At 52.3% G+C, this 24,896-nt stretch carries 22 protein-coding genes; 14 read left to right on the top strand and 8 right to left on the bottom strand.

From position 1 onward, the window contains the following. Window positions 1–164 precede the first annotated feature (164 nt). From hupB to bolA, 6 genes are all read right to left on the bottom strand, one after another. Entirely contained in the window at window positions 165–437 is a 273-nt protein-coding gene (gene hupB, locus E0L21_RS13055; RefSeq protein ID WP_017458889.1) for a nucleoid-associated protein HU-beta, read from the bottom strand. Between the two features lie 210 nt (window positions 438–647). Beyond that, window positions 648–3,002: an endopeptidase La gene (gene lon, locus E0L21_RS13050; protein WP_131410109.1), complete on the bottom strand. Its 2,355-nt coding sequence runs from the start codon at window positions 3,000–3,002 to the stop codon at window positions 648–650. A 183-nt stretch (window positions 3,003–3,185) separates the two neighbouring features. Further along, a complete protein-coding gene (gene clpX / locus E0L21_RS13045; RefSeq protein ID WP_131410107.1) occupies window positions 3,186–4,460 on the bottom strand; it encodes an ATP-dependent protease ATP-binding subunit ClpX in 1,275 nt (424 codons plus the stop codon). 125 nt (window positions 4,461–4,585) lie between these two features. Beyond that, window positions 4,586–5,209 carry an ATP-dependent Clp endopeptidase proteolytic subunit ClpP gene (gene clpP, locus E0L21_RS13040; RefSeq protein WP_017458886.1) on the bottom strand — a complete coding sequence of 208 codons (624 nt, stop codon included), beginning with the start codon at window positions 5,207–5,209 and terminating at the stop codon, window positions 4,586–4,588. A 287-nt stretch (window positions 5,210–5,496) separates the two neighbouring features. Next, window positions 5,497–6,795 (bottom strand): trigger factor, encoded by a 1,299-nt coding sequence (gene tig / locus E0L21_RS13035; protein WP_131410105.1) that lies wholly within the window; start codon window positions 6,793–6,795, stop codon window positions 5,497–5,499. A 349-nt stretch (window positions 6,796–7,144) separates the two neighbouring features. Next, on the bottom strand, window positions 7,145–7,462 hold the full coding sequence (gene bolA / locus E0L21_RS13030) for a transcriptional regulator BolA (RefSeq protein ID WP_131410103.1): 318 nt from the start codon (window positions 7,460–7,462) through the stop codon (window positions 7,145–7,147). 297 nt (window positions 7,463–7,759) lie between these two features. On the opposite strand from bolA, the gene E0L21_RS13025 reads away from it, so the two are divergent. From E0L21_RS13025 to E0L21_RS12990, 8 genes are all read left to right on the top strand, one after another. After that, the gene (locus tag E0L21_RS13025) at window positions 7,760–8,338 is read left to right on the top strand and encodes a lipoprotein (protein ID WP_131410101.1); all 579 of its coding nucleotides are present in this window, start codon (window positions 7,760–7,762) and stop codon (window positions 8,336–8,338) included. A 38-nt stretch (window positions 8,339–8,376) separates the two neighbouring features. Further along, window positions 8,377–9,852, top strand: a complete 1,476-nt coding sequence (gene ampG / locus E0L21_RS13020; protein ID WP_131410099.1) for a muropeptide MFS transporter AmpG — start codon at window positions 8,377–8,379, stop codon at window positions 9,850–9,852. 618 nt (window positions 9,853–10,470) lie between these two features. Continuing rightward, window positions 10,471–11,418, top strand: coding sequence for a cytochrome o ubiquinol oxidase subunit II (gene cyoA / locus E0L21_RS13015; protein ID WP_131410097.1), 948 nt, complete (start codon window positions 10,471–10,473; stop codon window positions 11,416–11,418). A gap of 18 nt (window positions 11,419–11,436) precedes the next feature. Further along, complete coding sequence (gene cyoB, locus E0L21_RS13010) at window positions 11,437–13,428, top strand: cytochrome o ubiquinol oxidase subunit I (RefSeq protein WP_131410095.1); 1,992 nt, start codon at window positions 11,437–11,439, stop codon at window positions 13,426–13,428. Then, window positions 13,418–14,032, top strand: coding sequence for a cytochrome o ubiquinol oxidase subunit III (locus tag E0L21_RS13005; RefSeq protein ID WP_017458877.1), 615 nt, complete (start codon window positions 13,418–13,420; stop codon window positions 14,030–14,032). The genes cyoB and E0L21_RS13005 overlap by 11 nt, the downstream gene beginning before the upstream one ends. Continuing rightward, on the top strand, window positions 14,032–14,358 hold the full coding sequence (locus E0L21_RS13000) for a cytochrome o ubiquinol oxidase subunit IV (protein ID WP_131410093.1): 327 nt from the start codon (window positions 14,032–14,034) through the stop codon (window positions 14,356–14,358). The genes E0L21_RS13005 and E0L21_RS13000 overlap by 1 nt, the downstream gene beginning before the upstream one ends. A gap of 12 nt (window positions 14,359–14,370) precedes the next feature. Then, entirely contained in the window at window positions 14,371–15,258 is an 888-nt protein-coding gene (gene cyoE / locus E0L21_RS12995) for a heme o synthase (RefSeq protein WP_017458875.1), read from the top strand. 147 nt (window positions 15,259–15,405) lie between these two features. Beyond that, window positions 15,406–16,767 carry an MFS transporter gene (locus E0L21_RS12990; protein WP_131410091.1) on the top strand — a complete coding sequence of 454 codons (1,362 nt, stop codon included), beginning with the start codon at window positions 15,406–15,408 and terminating at the stop codon, window positions 16,765–16,767. A gap of 44 nt (window positions 16,768–16,811) precedes the next feature. On the opposite strand, the gene E0L21_RS12985 is transcribed toward E0L21_RS12990, so the two are convergent. Beyond that, window positions 16,812–17,303, bottom strand: coding sequence for a YajQ family cyclic di-GMP-binding protein (locus E0L21_RS12985; RefSeq protein WP_020456765.1), 492 nt, complete (start codon window positions 17,301–17,303; stop codon window positions 16,812–16,814). A gap of 139 nt (window positions 17,304–17,442) precedes the next feature. Between E0L21_RS12985 and panE the strand changes: the two genes are divergently transcribed. Beyond that, window positions 17,443–18,354 carry a 2-dehydropantoate 2-reductase gene (gene panE / locus E0L21_RS12980; RefSeq protein ID WP_131410089.1) on the top strand — a complete coding sequence of 304 codons (912 nt, stop codon included), beginning with the start codon at window positions 17,443–17,445 and terminating at the stop codon, window positions 18,352–18,354. Next, a complete protein-coding gene (gene yajL / locus E0L21_RS12975; protein ID WP_131410087.1) occupies window positions 18,317–18,910 on the top strand; it encodes a protein deglycase YajL in 594 nt (197 codons plus the stop codon). Before panE ends, yajL begins: the two co-directional genes overlap by 38 nt. Window positions 18,911–19,155: 245 nt before the next feature. Here the strand turns inward: yajL and thiI are convergent, their stop codons facing one another. Further along, window positions 19,156–20,604 carry a tRNA uracil 4-sulfurtransferase ThiI gene (gene thiI, locus E0L21_RS12970; RefSeq protein WP_131410085.1) on the bottom strand — a complete coding sequence of 483 codons (1,449 nt, stop codon included), beginning with the start codon at window positions 20,602–20,604 and terminating at the stop codon, window positions 19,156–19,158. A gap of 212 nt (window positions 20,605–20,816) precedes the next feature. On the opposite strand from thiI, the gene xseB reads away from it, so the two are divergent. The 4 genes from xseB to E0L21_RS12950 are packed head-to-tail and all read left to right on the top strand — an operon-like array spanning window position 20,817 to window position 24,881. Then, window positions 20,817–21,059: an exodeoxyribonuclease VII small subunit gene (gene xseB, locus E0L21_RS12965; protein WP_017458869.1), complete on the top strand. Its 243-nt coding sequence runs from the start codon at window positions 20,817–20,819 to the stop codon at window positions 21,057–21,059. Next, complete coding sequence (ispA, locus tag E0L21_RS12960; protein WP_131410083.1) at window positions 21,060–21,959, top strand: (2E,6E)-farnesyl diphosphate synthase; 900 nt, start codon at window positions 21,060–21,062, stop codon at window positions 21,957–21,959. A 24-nt stretch (window positions 21,960–21,983) separates the two neighbouring features. Next, the gene (gene dxs / locus E0L21_RS12955; protein WP_131410081.1) at window positions 21,984–23,846 is read left to right on the top strand and encodes a 1-deoxy-D-xylulose-5-phosphate synthase; all 1,863 of its coding nucleotides are present in this window, start codon (window positions 21,984–21,986) and stop codon (window positions 23,844–23,846) included. A gap of 60 nt (window positions 23,847–23,906) precedes the next feature. Continuing rightward, window positions 23,907–24,881: an aldo/keto reductase gene (locus E0L21_RS12950; protein ID WP_131410079.1), complete on the top strand. Its 975-nt coding sequence runs from the start codon at window positions 23,907–23,909 to the stop codon at window positions 24,879–24,881. The last annotated feature ends 15 nt before the right edge of the window (window positions 24,882–24,896 follow it).

The raw sequence follows: 24,896 nt of genomic DNA, 5'->3' as shown, positions 1-24,896 counted from the left end.
TCAAGTTGCCCGCTGCGTGTAAACGCGTATTTTGACAAGAAAACGGGGTAATTGTTAGCCCGCATTGTGTATTAACTCGCAGAAAGTGCATTTGCACAAACAAAAAAGGCACATCTCGCGATGCGCCCTTGTAGTTTGCCGCTATCCCTTCAAAGGGAAGGCGATCAGTTTACTGCGTCTTTCAGTGCTTTGCCTGCGCGGAAACCAGGAACTTTAGCCGCAGCAATGGTGATTTCTTTGCCGGTCTGAGGGTTGCGGCCTGTACGGGCAGCACGCTCTTTAACTACAAAAGAGCCAAAACCTACCAGCGCTACGTCGTCCCCGGATTTCAAAGAATCAGTAACGGCAGCAATAAAAGCATCTAACACACGTCCAGCCGCAGCTTTAGAGATGTCAGCATCTGCGGCAATCTTGTCTACCAGTTGAGATTTATTCACTCTACTCTTCCTCTCTTTATAATTTATATCGCACCTGAATCCTTCACAGCGCGACCGCGCAGCAGTTATATCAGGCCTGTCATGCCCTTACAACACCAGTTGATGATGACACACCCAACCAGCAATCTAAATTAGCTATACAAAAAAAGGCTGGCAAGTCCGAAATCACTCACCAGCCTTGTTTTTATCAACGCACTTTGCGCAAGGTCACTATTTTGCCGTTACAACCTGCATACCAAAGGGTTCATTTTGCAGCGCAAGGCCAAGAACTTCTTCGATACGCTTAACCGGATGGATATCCAGATCGGCTACAACATTGTCCGGAATCTCTTCCAGATCGCGTTTGTTTTCGTAAGGAATCAGAACAGTCTTAATGCCCCCACGATGTGCCGCCAGCAGTTTTTCCTTCAGACCGCCAATCGGCAGAACCTGGCCGCGCAGGGTAATTTCCCCTGTCATCGCCACATCTGCACGAACCGGATTACCGGTCAGACAAGAAACCAGCGCGGTGCACATCGCAATACCAGCGCTCGGGCCATCTTTCGGCGTGGCGCCTTCCGGTACGTGAACGTGAATATCGCGTTTCTCATAGAAATCGCCGTTGATACCGAGTTTTTCCGCACGGGCACGCACAACCGTCAGCGCCGCCTGGATAGACTCCTGCATCACTTCCCCCAGAGAACCGGTGTAAGTCAGCTTGCCTTTGCCTGGTACACAGGCGGTTTCAATGGTCAGCAAGTCACCGCCCACTTCCGTCCATGCCAGCCCGGTGACCTGACCCACACGGTTTTCATCGTCCGCACGGCCATAATCAAAGCGCTGTACACCAAGGTAGTCATGCAGGTTTTCACCGTTGATCTCGATATGCTTCAGAGACGGATCCAGCAGCAACTGTTTCACCGCTTTCCGGCACAGTTTCGAAATTTCACGCTCCAGACCACGCACACCCGCTTCACGCGTGTAGTAACGGATGATGCCGACAATAGCACTGTCATCAACCGTTAACTCGGTAGGTTTCAGTGCATTACGTTCAATTTGTTTGGTCAGCAGATGACGCTTGGCAATGTTCAGTTTTTCGTCTTCGGTGTAACCAGAAAGACGGATCACTTCCATACGATCCAGCAGCGGCGCTGGAATATTCATGGAGTTGGATGTGGCGACGAACATGACGTCGCTGAGGTCGTAATCCACTTCCAGATAGTGATCGCTAAATGCCACGTTCTGTTCCGGATCCAGGACCTCCAGCAGTGCTGACGCAGGATCGCCGCGCATATCGGACGACATTTTGTCGATCTCATCGAGCAGGAACAGCGGGTTTTTAACGCCCACTTTCGCCATCTTCTGAATCAGTTTGCCCGGCATAGAACCGATGTAAGTACGGCGGTGACCGCGGATTTCCGCTTCATCGCGCACACCACCCAGCGCCATACGAATGTATTTGCGCCCGGTCGCCTTCGCAATGGACTGGCCCAAAGAGGTTTTACCTACCCCTGGCGGTCCCACCAGGCACAGAATCGGGCCTTTCAGTTTGTTCATACGGCTTTGAACCGCAAGATACTCAAGGATACGGTCTTTGACACGCTCGAGGCCGTAGTGGTCGGTATCAAGGATTTCCTGCGCCTGGCGCAGATCTTTTTTGACCTTGCTACGCGCGTTCCACGGTACCTGCACCATCCATTCGATATAGCCGCGCACCACGGTTGCTTCCGCAGACATCGGCGACATCATTTTCAGCTTTTGCAGTTCAGATTCGGCTTTCTCTTTCGCCTCTTTCGGCATTTTCGAGGCGTCGATTTTACGCTTCAGCGCTTCGTTTTCGTCCGGCGCGTCATCCATTTCGCCCAGCTCTTTCTGAATGGCTTTCATCTGTTCATTCAGATAGTACTCGCGCTGGGATTTCTCCATCTGCTTTTTCACGCGATTGCGGATGCGTTTTTCAACCTGCAGCAGATCGATTTCAGACTCCATCATCGCCATCAGATATTCCAGACGTTCGTTGACGTCGGACATCTCAAGCACAGACTGCTTATCCGCCAGTTTCAGCGGCATGTGCGCAGCGATGGTGTCAGCCAGACGCGCAGGATCGTCGATGCTATTGAGCGACGTCAGCACTTCTGGCGGGATTTTTTTGTTGAGCTTGATATAGCCTTCAAACTGGCTGATCGCCGTGCGCACCAGCACTTCCTGCTCGCGCTCATCGATAGCCGGCGAGTCAAGGTATTCTGCTTTCGCTGAGAAGTGCTCACCATCGTCGGCAAGCGTGGTAATGCGCGCGCGCTGAAGCCCCTCGACCAGCACTTTTACCGTGCCATCGGGCAGTTTCAACATTTGCAAAATAGACGCCACGGTCCCGACGGTGAAAAGATCGTTTACACCCGGCTCATCCGTTGAGGCTTCCTTCTGTGCAACCAGCATGATTTTTTTATCATGGTCCATGGCCGCTTCCAGACAACGGATAGATTTTTCCCGTCCCACAAATAACGGAATGACCATGTGCGGATAAACCACCACATCGCGCAACGGCAATACGGGGATTTCAATGCGTTCAGAACGCTCAGGATTCATAGAGCTCTCTCTTAGTTTAAAGTCCGCCAGGTAATCAGGTGACGTGACTGTGCAACACGCACCATTAACATGTAAAGCAGTATATGGGGATGTTTCCCACACATTCAACGCTGTGTTTACGGAAAAATAAAAGGGGAGATAAAATCCCCCCTTTTCGATTAACTGATTGTAAGATTTGGTTAATTATTCGCCAGACGCCTGCTGGGCTTCCGGCTTGCCATAAATCAGCAAAGGTTTGGTTTGCTCCGCGATTACCGACTCATCAATTACCACTTTCTCAACATCTTCGAGTGACGGCAGATCATACATGGTGTCCAGCAAAGCAGCTTCAACGATAGAACGCAGACCACGCGCACCGGTTTTACGCACCATTGCTTTCTTAGCAATAGCGTCAAGCGCTTCGTCACGGAATTCGAGATCCACGCCTTCCAGGTTAAACAGCGCCTGATACTGCTTAGTCAGTGCGTTTTTAGGCTCTTTCAGAATCTGAATCAGCGCTTCTTCGCTCAACTCGCTCAACGTTGCCACTACCGGCAGACGCCCGATGAATTCAGGAATCAGACCGAATTTGATCAAATCTTCCGGTTCAACCTGCGCCAGCAGTTCGCCTTCATTGGCTTTTTCAGCTTTTCCTTTCACTGTTGCGCCAAAACCAATGCCGGAGCCTGTTTCAACACGGTGAGAAATCACCTTATCTAGCCCTGCGAATGCACCACCACAGATAAACAGGATCTTAGAGGTATCGACCTGTAAAAACTCCTGCTGCGGGTGCTTACGTCCGCCCTGCGGCGGAACAGCAGCCACGGTGCCTTCGATCAGCTTCAGCAGCGCCTGCTGTACACCTTCACCGGAAACGTCACGGGTAATCGACGGGTTATCAGACTTACGCGAAATCTTGTCAATTTCGTCAATGTAGACAATCCCGCGCTGCGCTTTCTGCACGTCGTAGTCACACTTCTGCAGCAGTTTCTGGATGATGTTTTCTACGTCTTCACCCACGTAACCTGCTTCGGTCAACGTCGTGGCATCGGCCATAGTGAACGGGACATCCAACAGACGCGCCAGCGTTTCTGCCAGCAACGTTTTACCAGAACCAGTCGGCCCGATAAGCAGGATGTTACTTTTACCCAGTTCAACGCCGTTGCTGGTGTCGCCATTACGCAGACGTTTGTAGTGGTTATATACCGCGACTGCCAGCACTTTTTTCGCCTGCTCCTGACCGATTACATAATCATCAAGATGGTGGCGAATTTCATGCGGAGTCGGCAGCGCGCTACGCTCGCGATGCGGCGCAACTTCTTTAATCTCTTCGCGAATAATGTCGTTACACAGATCCACACATTCGTCGCAGATATACACGGATGGCCCGGCGATCAGCTTACGCACTTCATGCTGGCTTTTGCCGCAAAAAGAGCAGTACAACAGTTTGCCCGAACCATCTTTGCGTTTATCTGTCATGAGTCAAAACCTCTTATCTGTTCTTTGTGCCGCACATGACGACGCATATGCCATTCCAGGCGCAAAACGTTACTCAAGCGTGTGCCGCTTGTACCCAATAGTATAGCGGCACCTGGAGCCTGAGCTTAGTTACGATGGGTTAAAATTGAATCAACCAGCCCGTATTCAACCGCCTCTTGCGCAGCAAGGAAGCGGTCACGTTCAGTATCGCGTTCAATTTGTTCTAAAGATTGACCCGTATGATGCGCCATAAGTTCATTCATGCGCCCTTTCACTTTCAGAATCTCACGCGCGTGGATTTCAATATCCGTCGCCTGGCCCTGATAGCCGCCCAGCGGCTGGTGAATCATCACACGTGAATTTGGCAGGCAGAAACGCTTGCCCTTTGCACCCGCCGTCAGCAGGAATGCGCCCATTGACGCAGCCTGGCCCATACAAATCGTGCTGACGTCCGGCTTAATAAATTGCATGGTGTCATAAATTGACATCCCTGCGGTAATTACCCCGCCAGGCGAGTTAATGTACAGGTAAATGTCTTTTTCCGGGTTTTCCGCTTCCAAAAACAGCATTTGCGCCACAATCAGGTTCGCCATGTGGTCTTCAACCTGACCAGTCAGAAAAATTACGCGTTCCTTGAGAAGACGGGAGTAGATATCGAAAGAGCGCTCACCGCGTGAGGTCTGTTCAATAACCATTGGCACCAGAGCCATATGGGGTGCAAAGTTGTCTCGTTCGCCGCTGTATGACATTTCCGTCTCCTGGATAAAAAATTAACAAACCTGCTGTACTGATTGTACTTGAGTGAGTGGGGTCTGACTACGACGCCTCACGGACGGATTATCAGCCAGAGTCTTTACTGTCGCTATTCCCTTAGTGGGGATGACATTACCTGATTTCAAGCATAACAATCTTTTGCTGTTACGCTAACACTGAAACGCCCTTTTAGCACAGATCTGATAGTCCTGATGCGATAAAAAAAGCCCGTCACCAGCAAGCAGGTGACGGGCTTATTACTTTTAGCTATCGCAGAAGTCGATTAAGCCTGTTGGTTCATCAGTTCGTTAAAGGAAGTGGCTTTCTCAGTCACTTTCGCTTTTTCCAGAACCGCTTCAACCGCTTGTTCTTCCAGCGCGACATTACGCATGTTTTCCATCAGCTCTTTGTTTTTGCTGTAGAATTCGATCACTTCTTTCGGATCTTCATACGCAGATGCCATCTCTTCGATCAGGCCTTTAACGCGCTCTTCGTCAGCTTTCAGCTCGTGGGTACGAATGACTTCGCCCAGCAGCAGGCCAACAACAACACGGCGTTTAGCCTGCTCTTCGAACAACTCGCGCGGCAGCTCCAGAGCTTGTTTCTCGTTGCCACCGAAACGCTGTGCAGCCTGACGGCGCAGAACGTCGATTTCGCTGTCGATCAGTGCAGCCGGAACGTCAATTTCGTTCGCTTTCACCAGGCCTTCAATCGCCTGAGATTTAACACGGTTACGCACCGCGCCTTTCAGCTCGCGATCCATGTTTTTGCGTACTTCAGCGCGCAGACCCGCAACGGAGCCATCTTCAACGCCAAAGCGTTTGATGAACTCTTCGGTCAGTTCCGGCAGCTCACGCTCTTCAACTTTTTTCAGGTTAATGACGAATTTCGCCGCTTTACCTTTCAGGTTTTCTGCGTGGTACTCTTCCGGGAAGGTCACGTCGATGGTGAACTCTTCGCCCGCTTTGTGGCCTTTAATACCGTCTTCAAAGCCCGGGATCATACGACCCTGACCCATTGCCAGTACGAAATCAGTGGCTTTACCGCCTTCGAATTCTTCGCCATCAACGGAACCGGCGAAATCAACGGTCACGCGATCTTCAGCGTCAACAGCACCATCTTTGTCTTTCCAGGTCGCCTGCTGCTTACGCAGAGTTTCCAGCATGGTGTCCACGTCAGCATCGGTCACTTCAACAACCGGTTTTTCAACTTCGATGGTATCCAGCGCTTTCAGCTCAACTTCCGGATACACTTCGAACTCTACAGAGTAGGTGAAGTCTTCGCCCAGTTTGTATTCGCCCGGAACATAGTTCGGTGCGCCAGCTGGGTTGATTTTTTCCTGAATGATCGCATCGATAAAGTTGCGGCTCATCAGATCGCCCAGTACGTCCTGGCGAACAGAAGCGCCATAACGCTGAGCAACAACGGTCATCGGTACTTTACCCTTACGGAAGCCGTCAATACGCACTTTCTTCGCTACGTTGACCAGCTCGCTCTTCACAGCGGTCTCGATGCTGTCAGCAGCGATTGTAATCGTTACACGGCGCCCAAGGCCCTGAGTGGTTTCAACTGAAACTTGCATCTTGTTACCTCAAAAAATCACAGTGCTCGGTCAACTCTACTCTGCGAAGCAAACCGTTTCGCTTGCAGAACCGGGATGTTCTCTCAAATCAGATATACATTCCCTGTCGTCAGAATCATCCCGAAGACATTCCGAAAAATAAGACGCAGCATTATAGCGGCATCACAGATATGAGTCGAGAACGGGAATGTCGCAATGGTGCGTCATTTTTCACACTTCTGAAGCAATTTCGCTCAAAAAAGGGCGTTTCTCGCTCAAAATTCAGACAAAACAAAACGGCCCGTAGGCCGTTTTTACATAATCTGCATGCAACATACTGGAAAAGTTTGGGCAGTTGCAACCAGGTTTTCTACGCGATGCTTCCGGCACCGCGACAGGCTGGCGAGGTCAACAGGGTATCCTGCAAACCTTCCCACTCCTTAAGTGTGTAAGTATGCAAAGCCAGTGCATGAATCGTCGAAGACAGTTCATCTGCCAACGTGCCGTAAATCATGCGATGACGGTTAAGAAAACGCTCTCCAGTAAAGCGGTCGCTTACCAGTACAACTTTGAAGTGACTTTCAGAACCTGCGGGGACATTGTGACGATAACTCTCGTCAACAACCTCGAGAATGAGGGGCTCAAACGCCGCCTTCAACTTTGCTTCTATTTGTTCACGCATCATCATGATATTACACCTCCGACAACGCTGAGATGCCAGCCATCTCTTTAAATGTTAGCCGCTTTTACCGTCTCTATAACAATAAAACAACAAAAAATTAGCGTTCGTCCTATTTTCCTGCGCAAGGGGATGAACTCTACTGAAAGCCGCTTTTTTTGCGTGGCATCACCCATAAAAAGGTTTTTGACGACAAAAAAGCACAAGACGATGAATTTCCATGCATTGAGGACTTCCTCTTAACAGCGGCAATGTTATGATGGCGAGAATTTTCCCCCAGAAGCTTAGATCCTTGAGAGCCTGAACATGTTTAAAAAACTACTCTTTCCGTTGGTCGCTTTATTTATGCTGGCCGGGTGCGCAACCCCGCCGACAACGCTTGATGTCACCCCAAAAATTACTCTGCCGCAGCAGGATCCTAGCTTGATGGGTGTCACCGTGAGTATCAACGGTGCCGATCAGCGCCCGGATCAAGCGCTGGCCAAAGTAACGCGCGATAACCAGCTTGTCACACTGACAGCATCACGCGACTTGCGTTTCCTGCTGCAAGAAGTGCTGGAAAAACAGATGACCGCGCGCGGTTACATGATTGGGCCGAACGGTGCGGTAAACCTGCAGATTATTGTTAACCAGCTGTATGCCGATGTCTCTCAGGGCAACGTCCGCTACAACATCGCGACCAAAGCGGATATCGCGATCATCGCGACTGCCGCGAATGGCAACAAGATGACCAAAAACTACCGTGCAAGCTATAACGTCGAAGGCGCGTTCCAGGCCAGCAACGACAAGATTGCCGGTGCGGTTAACAGCGTGTTGACTGATACCATTGCTGACATGTCTCAGGACACCAGCATTCACGACTTTATCAAGCAAAACGCCCGTTAATTTTTTCTGGCCCGGTTTTCCGGGCCAGTTTTTAACTCATGTCCAGTCACTACTTACGCATATTCACCCAGCCGAAATCAGCCATCCTGCTGATTCTGGGTTTCGCTTCCGGTTTGCCTCTTGCCCTGACCAGCGGCACACTCCAGGCATGGATGACCGTTGAAAACATCGATTTAAAAACTATCGGTTTCTTTTCTCTGGTCGGCCAGGCTTACGTCTTTAAATTTCTGTGGTCACCAGTGATGGATCGCTACACACCGCCTTTACTCGGGCGTCGTCGCGGCTGGCTGCTCCTTACGCAAATTCTGTTGCTGGTGTCGATTGCCGCAATGGGTTTCCTCGATCCAGCCAACCATTTACGCTGGATGGCGGCGCTGGCTGTGCTTATCGCCTTCTGCTCTGCGTCTCAGGATATTGTCTTCGACGCATGGAAAACGGATGTGTTGCCGCTTGAAGAGCGCGGCGCAGGTGCGGCAATAAGCGTGCTGGGCTATCGGCTTGGAATGTTGGTTTCCGGGGGACTGGCATTATGGCTGGCGGATCGCTGGCTCGGCTGGCAAGGGATGTACGGGTTAATGGCCGTGCTACTGGTCCCGTGCATTATCGCTACCCTGCTCGCACCGGAGCCAGAGGATGTGATTCCGGTGCCGAAAACGCTGGAACGCGCCGTTGTCGAGCCGCTGCGTGATTTCTTCGGGCGCAACAACGCCTGGCTTATCCTTCTATTAATAGTGCTGTACAAACTGGGCGATGCGTTCGCCATGAGCCTGACAACAACATTTCTCATCCGCGGCGTTGGTTTTGACGCCGGAGAAGTCGGCGTAGTGAACAAAACCCTGGGGCTTATCGCCACGATTATCGGCGCGTTATTTGGTGGCGTACTGATGCAACGGTTATCCCTGTTCCGTGCGCTGTTCATTTTTGGCGTACTACAGGCCATTTCCAATGCCGGTTACTGGCTGCTATCGATTACGGCGAAAAGCATTTTTACGATGGGTTCAGCCGTCTTTTTAGAAAACCTGTGTGGCGGCATGGGGACTGCGGCGTTTGTTGCGCTATTAATGACGCTCTGCAACAAATCCTTCTCCGCAACGCAGTTTGCTTTGCTCTCGGCACTGTCGGCAGTTGGACGCGTCTATGTCGGCCCGCTGGCTGGCTGGTTTGTTGAAAGTTACAGTTGGTCGACGTTCTATCTCTTTTCGATTGTGGCCGCGCTTCCCGGTCTGGTATTGCTGGTATTGTGCAAAAAAACGCTGGCATTTACGCAACAGAGTGAACGTTTTCTCTGCAGAACGGAATACGCTGCGGCGTACCGGCTGGCACTGCGCATACTGAGCGCCGGTTGCGTACTGGTAGGGTGCTGGTTGCTGGTGCTAATGATTAACGCTACAGGATTTGCCGACTGGTCTTTCGGCACAACGCTTCTGGAATGGGGCGCGCTGTTAGCGATTATCGGCATTGTGTTTGGCGGTGTGTTGGATCTCCTGGCGCTACGTAAAACAGAGTTACTATGACGTGATAAACAAGCGCCTGCGGGTGCTTGTTTTTGTCTTCGAAAGCCTCAAAACGTTAAAAAAAAGTAAAGAGACAAAAAAATCTCTGGAGAATATATTTACTGGCTATTTCCCTATTAAAATCAGAGAATCAAAAAATAAAAACGGCCCAAAACAATTCACCTCAGTTATTATTATGCTCAATAAATAAACACCACATCTTTTTAGCAAATCACCTAATTCAAACTGAACAAATAAAAAATCTTAATTGTTTTGTGCCTTATAAATTAAAGGCTACTCTTTAACGATTCAGCACGGTTATTAATTGTTGGGTTTCAAGTTCGTTCCAATAATGTTCAATATTTGCTGGATATTTGTTAAATAAATGTATATTTAACTGATTGGTTATACCAATTTACCCCCAAGACTGATTGTCATGTAGTTTTTCCGTTATAATCTCACTCTCTGGCAGTGCGAATCGCTTTTTTTACAGTTTGTTGCATTCGATGTGACATAAACGGCAAAAGCCAGTAACACCTTACTGACACAGAGCCAATCATGTTTACAGTAACGTAACCTTTCCGTAAAATGCCCGCACACTTTAAGCGCCACCAGATCCCGTGGAATTGAGGTCGTTAAATGAGACTCAGGAAATACAATAAAAGTTTGGGATGGTTGTCATTAATCGCTGGTACTGTTTTACTCAGTGGCTGCGATTCTGCACTTCTTGACCCCAAAGGACAGATTGGACTGGAGCAACGTTCGCTGATACTGACGGCTTTTGGCCTGATGTTGATTGTCGTTATTCCCGCCATCTTGATGGCCGTTGGTTTCGCCTGGAAGTATCGTGCGAGCAATAAAGATGCGAAGTATAGCCCTAACTGGTCACACTCCAATAAAGTGGAAGCTGTGGTCTGGACGGTGCCAATTCTGATCATCCTGTTCCTTGCCGTATTGACATGGAAAACCACCCACGCGCTTGAACCAAGCAAACCATTAGCCCATGACGAACAACCGATCACCATTGAAGTTGTTTCTATGGACTGGAAATGGTTCTTCATCTATCCGGAGCAAGGCATTGCTACCGTGAACGAAATCGCCTTCCCGGCTAACGTTCCGGTTCAGTTCAAAGTCACCTCCAACTCCGTGATGAACTCGTTCTTTATCCCGAAACTGGGTAGCCAGATTTATGCGATGGCCGGTATGCAGACCAACTTGCATCTGATCGCCAACGAAGCTGGCACCTACGATGGTATCTCCGCAAGCTACAGCGGCCCGGGCTTCTCGGGTATGAAGTTTAAAGCAATTGCTACGCCGGACCGTGCCGCATTCGACCAGTGGGTCGCAAAAGCGAAACAAGCTTCGAATACCCTGCCGGATATGGCCGCGTATGACAAACTTGCTGCGCCAAGCGAATACAACAAGGTTGAATACTTCTCCAGCGTGAAACCCGATTTGTTTAAAGACGTTATCAACAAATTTATGGGCCACGGCATGAGCATGGACATGAACCAACCGAAGGGCGAGCATAGCGAGCACAAAGGTATGGAAGGCATGGACATGAGCCACGCGGAAACCTCTCACTAAGGGGTCGAGGAAGAAACGATGTTCGGAAAATTGACACTGGATGCAGTCCCCTACCATGAACCCATTATTGTGGTTACGGTGGCTGCGATTATCATCGGTGGCCTGGCATTACTGGCCCTGATTACTTACTTCGGTAAGTGGAACTACTTGTGGAAAGAGTGGCTGACTTCGGTTGACCACAAAAAACTCGGCATCATGTACTGCATCGTCGGTATCGTGATGCTGATTCGTGGCTTTGCTGACGCCATTATGATGCGTAGCCAGCAAGCACTCGCCTCGGCGGGTGAAGCAGGCTTCCTGCCTCCGCACCACTACGACCAGATCTTCACTGCCCACGGCGTGATCATGATCTTCTTCGTAGCGATGCCGCTGGTTATCGGTCTGATGAACGTGGTAATCCCACTGCAGATCGGCGCTCGTGATGTGGCGTTCCCGTTCCTGAACAACCTGAGCTTCTGGTTCACGGTTGTCGGTGTGATCCTGGTTAACCTGTCTCTCGGCGTGGGTGAATTCGCGCAGACTGGCTGGCTGGCTTATCCGCCGCTATCGGGAATCGAGTACAGCCCTGGCGTAGGTGTCGATTACTGGATCTGGGCACTTCAGCTCTCCGGTATCGGTACGACGCTGACCGGTATCAACTTCTTCGTGACCATTCTGAAGATGCGTGCGCCGGGCATGACCATGTTCAAGATGCCAGTATTTACCTGGGCATCACTGTGCGCCAACGTGCTGATTATCGCGTCGTTCCCGATCCTGACTGTCACCGTCGCGTTGCTGACCCTGGACCGCTATCTGGGTACCCATTTCTTCACCAACGAAATGGGCGGCAACATGATGATGTACATCAACTTGATCTGGGCCTGGGGCCATCCGGAAGTGTACATCCTGGTTCTGCCGGTGTTCGGTGTGTTCTCGGAAGTCGCCGCGACCTTCTCGCGTAAACGCCTGTTCGGTTACACCTCGCTGGTTTGGGCGACTGTGTGTATTACCGTGCTGTCGTTTATCGTTTGGTTGCACCACTTCTTCACCATGGGTGCAGGCGCGAACGTTAACGCCTTCTTCGGTATCGCCACCATGATTATCGCCATCCCAACCGGGGTGAAGATCTTCAACTGGCTGTTCACCATGTACCAGGGCCGTATCGTGTTCCATTCAGCAATGATGTGGACCATCGGCTTTATCGTGACCTTCTCTGTGGGCGGTATGACCGGCGTACTGCTGGCGGTACCGGGCGCTGACTTTGTGCTGCACAACAGTCTGTTCCTGATTGCTCACTTCCATAACGTCATCATCGGCGGTGTGGTATTTGGTTGCTTTGCTGGTATCACTTACTGGTGGCCGAAAGCGTTTGGTTTCACCCTGAATGAAACTTGGGGTAAACGCGCCTTCTGGTTCTGGATTATCGGCTTCTTCGTGGCATTTATGCCGCTGTATGTGCTGGGCTTTATGGGTATGACCCGTCGTCTGAGCCAGCAGATCGATCCGCAGTTCCACACCATGCTGGTGGTTGCCGCTTGCGGCGCTGCGCTGATTGCTTGCGGTATTCTGTGCCAGCTGATTCAGTACTACGTCTCTATCCGCGACCGTCACCTCAATCGTGATCTGACCGGTGACCCGTGGGGTGGCCGTACGCTGGAGTGGGCAACCTCTTCTCCGCCGCCGTTCTACAACTTCGCTTTAGTGCCACACGTTCATGAACGTGATGCATTCTGGGAAATGAAAGAAAAAGGCGAAGCGTACAAGCAGCCTGAGCATTATGAAGAAATTCATATGCCGAAAAACAGCGGTGCGGGCATTGTTATTGCCGCTTTCGCAACGGTGTTTGGCTTTGCCATGATCTGGCACATCTGGTGGATGGCGATCGTCGGTTTCGCCGGCATCGTAATTAGCTGGATTGTGAAGAGCTTTGACGAGGACGTGGATTACTACGTACCGGTTGCAGAAGTCGAAAAACTGGAAAATCAGCATTTCGATGAGATCAAAAAGGCAGGGCTGAAAAATGGCAACTGATACTCTGACGACTGCGAACGCCCACGCGCACGAACATGGGCACCATGATTCAGGACCGACGAAAGTCTTCGGTTTCTGGATCTACCTGATGAGCGACTGCATTCTGTTCTCGATCCTGTTCGCGACCTATGCCGTGTTAGTGAATAACACGGCGGGTGGCCCGTCGGGTAAAGACATCTTTGAACTGCCGTTCGTTCTGGTGGAAACCGCCCTGCTGCTGTTCAGCTCCATCACCTATGGCATGGCGGCGATCGCCATGTATAAGAACAACAAAAGCCAGGTCGTTTCCTGGCTGGCGTTGACCTGGCTGTTCGGCGCAGGCTTCATCGGGATGGAACTCTATGAATTCCATCACCTGATCGTTGAAGGTATGGGGCCGGATCGCAGTGGCTTCCTGTCAGCGTTCTTTGCGCTGGTTGGCACCCACGGTCTGCACGTGACCTCGGGTCTGATCTGGATGGCAGTGCTGATGTTCCAGATTTCCCGCCGCGGCCTGACCAGTACAAACCGTACACGTATCTTGTGCCTTAGCCTGTTCTGGCACTTCCTGGACGTGGTATGGATTTGTGTATTCTCAGTCGTTTATCTGATGGGGGCGATGTAATGAGTCATTCAACCGATCATGGCGCTTCCCACGGTAGCGTAAAAACCTACATGACAGGTTTTATCCTGTCGATCATCCTGACGGTGATCCCGTTCTGGATGGTGATGAGCGGTACTGCGTCCCACGTTGCGATTCTTGGCACTGTGCTGGTGACAGCGGTGGTACAGATTCTGGTGCATCTGGTGTGCTTCCTGCATATGAACACCAAATCTGATGAGGGCTGGAACCTGACGGCCTTCGTCTTTACTGTGCTGATCATCGCGATCGTGGTGGTAGGTTCCATCTGGATTATGTGGAACCTCAACTACAACATGATGGTTCGATAAGAGCGGCGAAGTATGTTTAAGCAATACCTGCAAGTCACGAAACCGGGCATTATTTTTGGCAACTTGATCTCCGTGATCGGGGGATTCCTGCTGGCCTCTAAAGGCCACATCGATTATCCCCTGTTCATCTACACGCTGATTGGTGTGTCGCTGGTGGTCGCCTCTGGTTGTGTATTTAACAACTACATCGACCGTGACATCGATAAAAAGATGGAACGGACGAAAAACAGGGTGCTGGTCAGAGGGCTGATCTCGCCAAAAGTGTCGCTGGTTTACGCCGCCTTGTTGGGTATTGCTGGCTTCATGCTGCTGTGGTTTGGCGCCAACCCGCTGGCCTGCTGGCTCGGGGTAATGGGGTTTGTTGTGTATGTGGGCGTCTACAGCCTGTATATGAAACGCCACTCCGTTTACGGTACGCTGATTGGCTCACTCTCCGGCGCTGCGCCGCCGGTGATTGGCTACTGCGCCGTCACCAACGAGTTCGACAGCGGCGCGGCAATTCTGCTGGCGATTTTCAGCCTGTGGCAGATGCCTCACTCGTATGCCATCGCGATTTTCCGTTTTAAGGATTATCAGGCTGCGAACATCCCGGTGCTGCCGGTGGTGAAAGGCATTTCCGTGGCGAAAAACCATATCACGCTCTATATCCTGGCGTTCGCTATCGCCACTTTAATGCTGTCGCTTGGCGGCTACGCCGGTTACAAATACCTGGTGGTTGCCGCCGCGGTAAGCCTCTGGTGGTTAGGCATGGCGCTGCGTGGATATAAAGTTGAGGATGACAAGGTGTGGGCGCGCAAACTGTTCGTCTTCTCCATTGTCGCTATCACCTCGCTCAGCGTGATGATGTCGGTCGATTTTATGGTGCCGGATTCCCATAATCTGTTGACCTACGTCTGGTGATCCAAACCGCCATTCTAAAGGGTGCTACGGCACCCTTTTTTCATGCCCAAACTCCACGATTTACAGGTAATATTTGTTAATTAACCTGTTATTTACCCCGCCCTGCCCCCGCACTACACTATGTCCGGTTTTCAAATTGAGGTGGTAATGAACGATTATAAAATGACACCAGGCGAGTTGCGCGCCACCTGGGGTTTAGGGACTGTATTCTCACTGCGCATGCTTGGCATGTTTATGGTCCTGCCCGTTCTGACCACTTACGGTATGGCGCTGCAGGGTGCCAGTGAAGCACTGATCGGTCTGGCGATTGGTATTTATGGCCTCGCACAGGCCGTGTTTCAAATTCCCTTTGGCTTGCTTTCTGACCGTATCGGCCGCAAGCCTCTTATCGTCGGTGGGTTAGCGATTTTTGTCGCCGGTAGCGTGATTGCCGCGCTTTCCGATTCTATCTGGGGCATTATTCTTGGCCGCGCGTTGCAAGGCTCCGGCGCCATCGCCGCCGCCGTCATGGCGCTTCTCTCCGATCTCACCCGCGAACAGAACCGCACCAAAGCGATGGCCTTTATCGGTGTCAGCTTTGGCGTCACCTTCGCTATTGCCATGGTGCTCGGCCCGATTATCACGCACCAGTTGGGTTTACATGCGCTGTTCTGGATGATTGCCGGGCTGGCAACTGTCGGCATTGCGTTAACCGTGTGGGTCGTGCCAGACAGCCAGCGACACGTGCGTAACCGCGAATCCGGCATGGTGAAAGACTGTTTCCAGATGGTGATGGTCAACCCGAAACTGCTGAAGCTCAACTTTGGCATTATGTGCCTGCATATCCTGCTGATGTCGACATTCGTGGCCCTGCCTGGGCAACTTGAAGCCGCCGGTTTCCTCGCGCCGAATCACTGGAAAATCTACCTTGTCACCATGCTTATCTCTTTCGTTTCTGTGGTGCCGTTTATTATCTACGCCGAAGTGAAACGCCGCATGAAGCGCGTTTTCGTGTTCTGCGTGGCGCTGCTGCTGATTGCTGAAATCGTGTTGTGGGGCGCGGGGCCGCATTTCTGGGAAATCGTCATTGGCGTACAGATCTTTTTCCTCGCCTTTAACCTGATGGAAGCGTTATTGCCGTCGTTAATCAGCAAAGAAGCACCTGCGGGTTATAAAGGCACGGCGATGGGCATTTACTCCACCAGCCAGTTTATCGGCGTGGCAATTGGCGGTGCGCTCGGCGGCTGGGTAGATGGCCTGTTTGACTCGCAAACAGTCTTTCTTGCCGGCGCATTGCTGGCGATGGTTTGGCTGCTTGTCGCGGGCACCATGCAGGAACCGCCCTATGTCAGCAGTTTACGCATCGCGATCCCGGAAAATGTCACCATCAATGAAGCGCTGCAGCAGCGTTTACTGGCAAAAGAAGGCGTGAGTGAAGTGTTGGTGGTTGCTGAGGAGCGCAGCGCTTACGTCAAAATCGACAGTAAAGTGACCAACCGTTTTGACGTCGAACAAGCGATAGCAGGTTAAGTTCGCGATTCTGCTCTCTCCCTACCAGGGAGAGAGCGCACGCATTAATCGCGGAAGTTTTTGAACTGGAACGGCTGACCAAGATTACCGCCGCGCACCAGCGCCATGACGGACTGCAAGTCATCACGGGATTTCCCGGTCACACGAATCTCTTCGCCCTGAATCTGCGCCTGCACTTTCAGCTTGCTGTCTTTAATCAGCTTGATGATTTTTTTCGCCGTTGCCGCATCAATGCCCTGTTTCAGCTTTGCTTCCACAAACCAGGTCTTGCCGCTGTGAACAAACTCTTCCGGTACGTCCAGAGACGCCCCTTCAATGCCGCGTTTCAGCAATTTAGCGCGTAAAATATCCAGCAGTTGGTTAACCTGGAAATCGGATTCGCTCAAAACCTTAATGGTCTGTTTCTCTTCGTTCAGTTCAAACGTGGCTTCAACGTTGCGAAAATCAAAACGAGTCCCTACTTCACGGGTCGCATTCTCAACGCCGTTTTGCACTTCACGCATTTCAACTTCGGAAACGATATCGAAAGATGGCATCTTTTCTTCTCCCTCTGCATTTGTTGCGTTGCATAATACCCGCAACGAGGCATAACTCAACTTGTAATACGGGAAGCTTAGCCGACAGCGCTATAATGGTGAAAGCAACACCTGGCGACGTTGCAGGTGAGGAGGATAAATGAGAATTACCGTACTCGGATGCGGTGCTTTAGGGCAAGTGTGGTTAACCGCGTTGTGTAAAAAGGGACATGAAGTACAGGGTTGGTTGCGCTTTCCACAGCCATTTTGCAGTGTGAATGTCGTTGATGAAGACGGCTCAATATTTAACGAATCCCTGACGGCCAACGATCCTGAATTCCTGGCGCGTAGCGATTTATTGCTGGTGACGTTAAAAGCGTGGCAAGTTTCCGACGCGGTGAAAGGGCTGGCGGCAACACTCTCGCCTTCCACACCCGTATTGCTGCTGCACAACGGCATGGGCACCGTCGAAGAGCTGAAAGCGCTGGCGAATCCTTTACTGATTGGTACCACGACTCACGCTGCGCGCCGCGATGGCAACGTTATTGTGCATGTTGCCAGCGGCACCACGCACATTGGCCCGGCGCGGCAACAAGATGGCGAGTTCAGCTATCTGGCCGACATCCTGCAAGATGTGCTGCCGGACGTTGCCTGGCATAACACGATTCGTCCGGCGCTGTGGCGTAAGCTGGCAGTGAATTGCGTCATCAACCCGTTAACCGCGCTGCATGACTGTAAAAATGGCGATCTGCGTGCTTTCCCGGAGGAGATCCAAAAGGTCACGCATGAGGTTGCTGCCGTGATTGAACGCGAAGGGCACCATATCTCTGCCGATGATTTGCTGAGCTACGTGAATCAGATTATTGAAAACACGGCAGAAAATATCTCATCTATGCTGCAGGACGTACGCGCGATGCGCCATACCGAGTGCGATTATATTACGGGTTACCTGCTCAGACGCGCCCGCGCGCACGGTATCGCAGTGCCGGAAAACGCCCGTCTGTATGAAATGATTAAACGTAAGGAGAGTGAGTATGAGCGCATCAGCTCTGATATGTCTCGCCCCTGGTAGTGAAGAGACCGAAGCCGTCACCACTATCGATCTGCTGGTTCGTGGCGGAATTGCCGTCACTACCGCTAGTGTCGCTAGCGATGGCAACCAGGTCATTACCTGCTCACGCGGCGTAAAACTGCTGGCGGATGCGCCGTTAGTTGAAGTAGCAGATGGCGATTACGACGTGATTGTGCTGCCCGGCGGCCTGAAAGGGGCGGAATATTTTCGCGATAGTCCGTTACTGGTGGAAACCGTGCGCCAGTTTCACCTCTCGGGTCGTATTGTTGCTGCAATTTGTGCGGCAGCGGGCACCGTGCTAGTGCCGCATGAAATTTTTCCGCTTGGCAACATGACCGGTTTTCCCGGTCTGAAAGAGACCATTCCCGCCGAACAGTGGCAGGATAAACGCGTCGTGTGGGATCCGCGCGTCAATCTACTCACCAGCCAGGGGCCAGGCACCGCCATCGATTTTGGTCTGAAGATTATTGACCTGCTGGTGGGGCGAGAAAAAGCGCACGAAGTAGCGTCACAGCTGGTGATGGCTGCCGGAATTTATAACTACTACGAAGCCTGAATAAACATCCGCCTTCCAGAGAAGGCGGCATTGATCCTGCCTTTGAAGGGCGCGTCTCCCACCTTAAAAATACGTATCTACCCGTCCGGTAAGATTGAAATCCAAAGATAATATGGCGCGCTCGCTCAATGTGTCTGCGTGTCGTGGTTTTCCGTTAGTAATAAAAAAGCCCGGTGGCGCTTACGCGTACCGGGCCTGCAGTGTGAACAACATCGCTGACAAGAGACAGAGCTCGCCCGCATTTTTTACGGGCGGTAAACCTTCACATTGGCAAAGCCCTGCTCACGCAAATAGAGCGCCTGCAGACGGCTCATCACACCGCGCTCGCACCACAGCAACCAGTTTTTGCTCTGATCGAGGTCGCCAAACTTCGTACTCAGTTTATAGAACGGCAGCGAAACCACGTCGATCCCTTCCAGCTTCAGCGGCTTATCATCCTGTTCATCAATAGAGCGGATATCCAGGATCACATCGTTCGGGCCAAAACCGGTTACCGTTTCGACTTCAACAACCGTTTCCTGCGTCTGCTGGGCAATTTCACGGATATCGATATTGCTCGCTTCAGCGACCACTTTTTCAAGGATGGAGAAGTCGAAATGCTCTTCCTCCGCTTCGATCTTCGCTTTTACCGCTTTGACAGTTGGGCTTTTCGAGATCACACCGCAATATTCCGGCATGGTACGGGCAAAATCTTCAGTACCGATTTCACGCGCGAGATCGATGATGTGCTCTTTGTCGTAAGAGATCAGCGGGCGCAGAACTAGCGTGTCAGAAACGTTGTCAATCAAACGCAGGTTAGTCAGCGTCTGGCTGGAAACCTGGCCCAGCGCTTCACCGGTCACCAGCGCTTGCACGCCATAGCGCTCAGCCACTTTTGATGCTGCACGCACCATCATGCGTTTCAACACCACGCCCATCTGGCCGTCATCCACTTTTTCGAGGATCTCACCCACTACTGGCTCAAAGTTGATCGCTACAAAACGTACGCGGTGGGAACTACCGAAGCGGTTCCACAGATAATGCGCCACCTGGCGAACGCCAATTTCATGCGCCGCCCCGCCCAGATTAAAGAAGCAGTAGTGTACGCGGCAACCGCGGCGCATCAGCATATAGCTGGAAACGCCGGAGTCGAAACCGCCGGAGATGAGCGACAGCACATCTTCCTGGGTGCCGATCGGGAAACCGCCGATGCCTTCATAGCGGCCTTTCACCAACAGCAGGCGATCATCTTCAATCTCCAGATTCACCGTCACATCCGGGTGAGTCAGTTTGACACGCGCAGATTCAACATGCTGGTTCAGACCACCGCCAACATAACGTTCAACTTCAATTGAGCTAAACTCATGCTTGCCGCGGCGTTTAACGCGCACGCAGAAGGTTTTACCCTCAATCTGCTCGCGGTACTGCACCAGCGCTTTCTCAAAAATATCGTGCAGCGAGGTGAACGGTACATCTTCCACTTCGAGAATATGATGGATGCCCGGAATACGGGTCAGCGCGTCGCGAATAGCCAGGCGCTGATTTTCATCTTTGGCGCGCACTTCGATATGATCCCAGTGGCGGACAACGGCGAGGGTCTCGTCGTACTGCTTCAGAACGTTACGAATGTTCCCGGTCAAAATTTTAATAAAGCGCAAACGCACAGATTGGCTTTTGATGGTGATTTCCGGGAACAATTTAATGATAAACTTCATGGCGGCAATGGTTCGTTGGCAAGCCCGGCTGGGCCTGTAGAGGAAAATAATACAGCAGCCCATACCCGCGGCTGCATCCAGGCGCGGAAGTATACCACCATCGCAATAAAGCTGCGCACATTGCATTACCATTGCGCGTTATTTGCTAAGCGCCGCGACTTCGCTACCATAGCTAAGTTGAGCCAGAACAATAGAAGAGTCAGACATTCACTATGCCAAAGAAAAACGACGCACCGGCCAGTTTTGAAACAGCGCTAAGCGAACTGGAACAGATTGTCACTCGTCTTGAAAGCGGCGATCTTCCGCTTGAAGAGGCGCTCAATGAATTCGAACGCGGCGTGCAGCTGGCGCGCCAGGGGCAGGTAAAACTCCAGCAAGCAGAACAGCGCGTGCAGATCCTGCTCTCCGACTCACAAGAGGCTCCACTCACGCCTTTTGCCCCGGACGCTGAATAAATGGGTTTCGATCAACAGCTACAGGCCTGTGTTTCTCAGGCCAATGACGCGCTGCGCCGATTTATCGCGCCCCTGCCCTTTCAGAACACTCCTCTAGTTGAGGCCATTTCCTATGGCGCATTATTAGGCGGTAAACGCCTGCGCCCTTTTTTGGTTTACGCCACGGGGACCATGTTTGGCGTTAGCCAGCAAACGCTGGATGCACCCGCAGCAGCCGTGGAGTGTATTCACGCTTACTCGTTGATCCACGACGATCTGCCGGCCATGGATGATGACGATCTCCGTCGGGGTTTACCGACATGCCATATTAAGTTTGGTGAAGCCAGCGCCATCCTCGCGGGTGATGCGTTACAAACTCTGGCTTTCTCCATTCTTGCGGATGCACCAATGGCAGATGTCGATGCGCGTGACCGTCTGGCAATGGTTTCGGAACTGGCTCACGCCAGCGGCGTTGCCGGAATGTGCGGCGGGCAGGCGCTGGATCTTGCAGCAGAAGGCAAGCGGGTTTCGCTGGCTGAGCTTGAGCAGATCCACCGCCACAAAACCGGGGCGCTGATTCGCGCAGCAGTCCGAATGGGCGCGCTAAGCGCAGGTGATAAGGGCCGCGAAGCCCTGCCGCTGCTTGATCGCTACGCGGAATGCATTGGTCTGGCGTTCCAGGTTCAGGATGACATTCTGGATGTTGTCGGCGATACTGCGACGCTTGGCAAACGCCAGGGCGCTGATCAGCAACTGGGGAAAAGCACCTATCCTGCACTACTGGGCCTTGAGCAAGCCCGGACAAAAGCCCGCGACCTGATTGACGACGCCCGGCAAGCTTTAAGCTTGCTTGCGGCACAGTCGCTGGATACGACGGCACTGGAAGCACTGGCAAATTACATAATCCAGCGTGATAAATAACGAAAACACCACGATGAGTCTCTGATGAGTTTTGATATAGCCAAATACCCGACGCTGGCGCTGGTTGATACCACGCAAGAGTTGCGCCTGCTGCCGAAAGAGAGTCTGCCGAAGTTATGCGACGAATTGCGCCGCTACCTTCTCGACAGCGTGAGCCGCTCCAGCGGGCACTTCGCCTCCGGGCTTGGCACGGTTGAATTGACCGTCGCGCTACATTACGTCTACAACACGCCGTTTGATCAGCTGATCTGGGACGTGGGCCACCAGGCGTATCCGCATAAAATTCTGACCGGACGCCGTGACAAAATCGGCACCATCCGGCAGAAAAACGGGCTGCACCCTTTTCCCTGGCGCGGCGAAAGCGAATACGACGTGCTGAGTGTCGGCCATTCATCGACCTCAATTAGTGCTGGCATTGGCGTTGCCGTCGCGGCGGCGAAAGAGGGCAAACAGCGCCGCACCGTCTGTGTGATTGGTGATGGTGCGATCACCGCAGGCATGGCGTTTGAAGCCATGAACCACGCGGGTGATATTCGCCCGGATATGCTGGTGGTATTAAACGACAACGAAATGTCGATTTCTGAAAATGTCGGCGCGCTGAATAATCACCTGGCGCAGTTGCTCTCCGGCAAGCTCTACTCCACGCTGCGCGAAGGCGGCAAGAAAGTGCTTTCTGGCGTACCGCCGATTAAAGAGCTGATTAAGCGCACCGAAGAGCACATCAAAGGTATGGTGGTGCCGGGTACGCTGTTTGAAGAGCTGGGCTTTAACTATATCGGTCCGGTAGACGGTCACGATGTGCTGGGTTTGGTGCAGACGCTACGTAATATGCGCGATCTGAAAGGCCCGCAGTTCCTGCATATCATGACCAAAAAAGGGCGCGGTTATGAACCAGCCGAAAAAGATCCGATCACCTTCCACGCGGTACCGAAATTCGATCCGACCAGCGGAACGCTGCCAAAAAGCAGCGGCGGCATGCCGAGCTATTCGAAGATTTTCGGCGACTGGCTGTGCGAAACCGCCGCCAAAGACAGCAAGTTGATGGCGATCACGCCAGCGATGCGTGAAGGTTCCGGGATGGTCGAGTTCTCGCGCAAATACCCGGATCAATACTTTGATGTGGCGATTGCCGAACAGCATGCGGTGACGTTTGCCGCCGGGCTGGCGATTGGCGGCTACAAGCCGGTAGTGGCGATTTACTCCACCTTCCTGCAACGCGCCTACGATCAGGTCATTCATGATGTGGCCATCCAAAAGCTGCCGGTGCTGTTCGCTATCGACCGCGCCGGGATCGTTGGCGCAGACGGTCAAACCCACCAGGGCGCGTTTGATATCTCTTATCTGCGCTGCATCCCGGGAATGGTGGTGATGACACCGAGCGACGAGAACGAATGTCGCCAAATGCTGTTTACCGGCTACCACTACGCAGACGGGCCAAGCGCGGTGCGTTACCCGCGCGGTAATGCCGTTGGTGTGCCGCTACAACCGTTGGAAAAAATGCCCATTGGTAAAGGAGTGGTGAAACGCCGTGGCGAAAAAGTGGCGATCCTTAACTTTGGTACGCTGTTGCCGGAGGCGGAAAAAGCCGCCGAAGCGCTAAACGCCACGCTTATCGATATGCGTTTTGCCAAACCGCTGGATGACGCGCTGATTCTGGAAACCGCCGCGCGCCATGAATCACTGGTTACGCTGGAAGAAAACGCCATTATCGGTGGCGCAGGTAGCGGCGTGAATGAGGTGCTGATGGCTAACCGCAAACCAGTACCGGTGCTGAATCTTGGACTGCCGGATTTCTTTATCCCGCAAGGCACGCAGGATGAAGCCCGCGCTGAACTGGGGCTGGACGCCGCCGGTATTGAATCCCACATCAGAAACTGGCTTGCCTGACCCTCCCCCATCCGCTCCTGCTATGCTTAAACGTACGTTTTGACAAGCAGGAGTGGAACCATGCAATACAACACATTAGGAAAAACAGACCTGAAGGTTTCCCGCCTTTGTCTGGGCTGCATGACGTTTGGCGAACCGGATCGCGGTAAACACGCCTGGACATTGCCTGAAGAAAGCAGCCGACCCATCATCAAACGCGCACTGGAAGGCGGTATCAACTTTTTCGATACCGCAAATAGCTACTCGGACGGCAGCAGCGAAGAGATTGTTGGCCGGGCGCTGCGCGATTTCGCCCGCCGCGATGAAGTGGTGGTGGCGACCAAAGTCTATCACCAGGTTGGCGATCTGCCCGAAGGCCTGTCACGCGCGCAAATTTTGCGTTCTATTGATGACAGCCTGCGGCGTCTTGGCATGGAATATGTGGATTTACTGCAAATCCATCGCTGGGATTACACCACCCCCATCGAAGAGACGCTGGAAGCGCTGGACGAGGTAGTAAAAGCCGGTAAGGCGCGCTATATCGGCGCATCGTCAATGCATGCCCGCCAATTTGCCCAGGCGTTAACGTTACAGGAGCAAAACGGCTGGGCGCGTTTTGTCACCATGCAAGATCACTACAATCTTATCTACCGCGAGGAAGAGCGCGAAATGCTGCCGCTGTGCTACAAAGAGGGCGTGGCGATTATTCCGTGGAGCCCGCTGGCGCGCGGTCGTTTAACACGTCCGTGGGGTGAAACCACTGCGCGTCTGGGGTCGGATGAATTCGGCAAAACGCTGTACAGCGAAACGGATGAGAACGATGCGCAGATCGCCGAACGGCTGGCGGGTGTGGCAGAAGAGATTGGCGCATCGCGCGCGCAGGTCGCGCTGGCGTGGCTGCTGAGTAAACCCGGTGTTGCCGCACCAATTATCGGTACATCGCGTGAAGAACAGTTGGATGACTTGCTGGGCGCGGTGGATTTAACGCTGAAGCCAGAGCAAATAGCCGAGCTGGAGACGCCGTATCAACCGCATCCGCTGGTTGGCTTTAAGTAAACGCGAAAGCGCCCT

It is taken from the genome of Kosakonia quasisacchari (assembly GCF_004331415.1).
Classification (GTDB): domain Bacteria; phylum Pseudomonadota; class Gammaproteobacteria; order Enterobacterales; family Enterobacteriaceae; genus Kosakonia; species Kosakonia quasisacchari.
The sequence above is the reverse complement of the archived record's forward strand: the minus strand, read 5'-3'. Positions and strand labels throughout refer to the sequence as shown.